Here is a 2,729-nt window from a genome sequence, read left to right on the forward strand (position 1 = left end):
TGTAATTAAAGTTAGTTTGCACAAAAACAAAAAAAAATTTCCTCTATTTAAGGAAATTTTTCTTTGGTATAGTAATAATAAATTCACTACCTTGTCCTAATTCACTTTTTACATTTATAGTTCCATCTAAATTCTTTACTATATGTTTAGTTATAGCAAGACCTAGACCAGTCCCGCCTACCTCTCTGCTTCTAGCTTTATCCACTCTATAAAATCTTTCAAATATTCTTTTTATATCTTCTTTAGGTATACCTATTCCATTATCGCCTACTTTGATTACTAAGTTATTTTTATCATAATAAACTTCTACATATACATCCTTATTTTCTGGTGTATATTTAATGGCATTATCAATTAAATTTAAAAATATTTGTTTTACATAATCTCGATTAGATAATATTGATATATTTTGATCACTAAACTTATAGCTTACATTTATATTCTTAGATTTAGCAAAGTAATTCGTCATTTCATATACTTCCATAAAAACTTCATATATATTCACTAATTCTATAGATTTAGTTTCTTTCTTTTCTATAAATGATAGTAATAATATATCATCTATAAGTCTTTTTAGCCTATCAGATTCACTTTCAATTATTCCTAAAAACCTATTTCTAGTTTCTATATCTATATTTTCATTTAACTTTAAGGTTTCTACAAATCCGCTTATAGATGTAAGAGGGGTTTTTAGTTCATGACTTACATTAGCAACAAAGTCAGTCCTCATATTTTCTAATTTAACTTTTTCAGTTATATCTTTAATATTTATAATTGAACCAATTATTATATTATCCATATCTTGCAAATATATAGGATCTAGGTTTATACTATACACTATTTCATCATCAGTTGTAAGTTCTACATATTTACTTTCTTTAGATCCTTTAAATAAAGCAATTTCTTTTAGTAGACTTGATTCATTTATTATAAGATTTATATTTTTACCCTCTATAAATTCATATTTATCGCACTTTAATATTCTTTTAGCTTCATCATTTATAAGCATTATGTTACCATCAATATCAACAGCTAAAATTCCATGAGATATACTTTTTAGTATAGATGTCATTTGAAGATGATTGTATTCTACTTCCTCGATTTTGCTATTCATTATATCTATCATGTCATTAAAGTTTTTGCTTAATTCTCCAAGTTCTCCTCTTGCATCTATATTTAGCCTAGAGTGAAATTCTCTATTACTTATTTGTTTAGATGTTTCTATAAATACTTTTAGATAATTTCTAAGTCTTATATTGTATCTAATACATATTATCGATACTGTAGATGCCATTAGCGTTATAAAAATTAATACAACATTATCCATAAAGGTGTCTCCTAACTTTTAATCTATCTTATACCCTACTCCTCTAATAGTTTGTATATATTTTTCTGATGAATTATCTCCTTCTATTTTTTTTCTTAAATATCTAATATGGACATCTACTGTTCTGGTTTCTCCATAATAATCATATCCCCATATTTTATCTAAAAGATAATTTCTTGAAAGTACCTTACCTTTACTTTCAAGCAATAGCTTTAATAGTTCAAATTCTTTAAGAGTTAAATCAATTTTTTCATTTCCTTTAAAAACTTCATGCTTAAGAAGATTTACATTTAAACTTCCTACAGTTAAAATATTCTCAACATTTTCTTTATTTATATTATATCTTCTAAGAACTGAACTAACTCTAGCTAATAGTTCTTTTATGCTAAATGGCTTTGTTATATAATCATCTGCGCCTAATTCTAACCCTTCTATTTTATCACTTTCCATATTTTTAGCAGTTAGCATTATAACTGGTATATCAGATAGTGATTTATCATTTCTTATTTTCTTTAACATATCTATACCACTTATATTAGGTAACATCCAATCTAGAAGTACCAACTGTGGTGCATTTTCTTTTATTTTAAGATATCCATCTAGTCCATCATATGCAATATCTACTTCATATCCTGATGTTTCTAGGTTAAATCTAATAAGTTCTACTATATGAATCTCATCATCTATAATAAGGATCTTAGGCTTCATTATAATATATCCTCCTTTATTTTATCTGTAGTATAGTACCTATTCTTTCTTGTGTTTTGTTATGTTTTCTATAAGAGTGAAATTTATCACTATTACAGCTAGTACATAAATTTAGATTTATTATATTCTCATCTTTAACTCCGCATTCCCTTAGTATATGCTCATTAACCTTCCATAAATCTAGTTTATATTTATCTTCTTCTATTGTATAAAATTTTTCTGTACTATTTGTAAAATTCATGTTAAATTTTTCAACTAAATCTTTAGATACCTCATAACAACAAGGACCAATAGATGGACCTATAATACAGACTAAATCCTTTGGATTTGTATTATAATTATCTGCCATTTTTTCTATAGTTTTTTTAGCTATTGCATCATAAGTTCCTCTCCATCCAGCATGGGCTAGTCCTATAGCTTTATTCTTTTTATCAATTATAGCTATAGGTACACAATCAGCTGTAAATATCAGTAAAGGTGTATTAGGTATATTTGTTATTAATGCATCTCCCTCTTTTTTTTGTCCTATATTACTTTCATCTATTTTATTAACTATATCTGAGTGTATTTGAATATTACTAGTTAAATTTTTTATATTAAAATTTCCATCTTTACAAACTACTTCCATATCTTCTCTAGATTTTGAATTTACATTGCTAAGTGTTATAGCTTAATTAACAAAATCTATCTTTTC

At 25.6% G+C, this 2,729-nt stretch carries 3 protein-coding genes; all 3 read right to left on the reverse strand.

Annotation, left to right across the window (positions count from 1 at the left end; all coding sequences use genetic code 11):
* Positions 1 to 43: 43 nt before the first annotated feature.
* The 3 genes from Q5F54_RS12685 to pgeF are packed head-to-tail and all read right to left on the reverse strand — an operon-like array spanning position 44 to position 2,663.
* On the reverse strand, positions 44 to 1,327 hold the full coding sequence (locus Q5F54_RS12685) for a HAMP domain-containing sensor histidine kinase (protein WP_277231965.1): 1,284 nt from the start codon (positions 1,325 to 1,327) through the stop codon (positions 44 to 46).
* Positions 1,328 to 1,345: 18 nt separating this feature from the next.
* Positions 1,346 to 2,035 carry a response regulator gene (locus tag Q5F54_RS12690; protein WP_281537933.1) on the reverse strand — a complete coding sequence of 230 codons (690 nt, stop codon included), beginning with the start codon at positions 2,033 to 2,035 and terminating at the stop codon, positions 1,346 to 1,348.
* 16 nt (positions 2,036 to 2,051) lie between these two features.
* A complete protein-coding gene (gene pgeF / locus Q5F54_RS12695; protein WP_302334547.1) occupies positions 2,052 to 2,663 on the reverse strand; it encodes a peptidoglycan editing factor PgeF in 612 nt (203 codons plus the stop codon).
* Between the last annotated feature and the right edge of the window lie 66 nt (positions 2,664 to 2,729).

Source organism: uncultured Romboutsia sp. (assembly GCF_958366745.1).
Taxonomy (GTDB): Bacteria; Bacillota; Clostridia; order Peptostreptococcales; family Peptostreptococcaceae; genus Romboutsia; species Romboutsia timonensis.

What these genes read in the sequence shown, in the direction of transcription:
- Q5F54_RS12685 (WP_277231965.1), bottom strand. Translation starts at nt 1,327, where the DNA reads ATGGATAATGTTGTATTAATTTTTATAACGCTAATGGCATCTACAGTA.
- Q5F54_RS12690 (WP_281537933.1), bottom strand. Translation starts at nt 2,035, where the DNA reads ATGAAGCCTAAGATCCTTATTATAGATGATGAGATTCATATAGTAGAA.
- pgeF (WP_302334547.1), bottom strand. Translation starts at nt 2,663, where the DNA reads ATGGAAGTAGTTTGTAAAGATGGAAATTTTAATATAAAAAATTTAACT.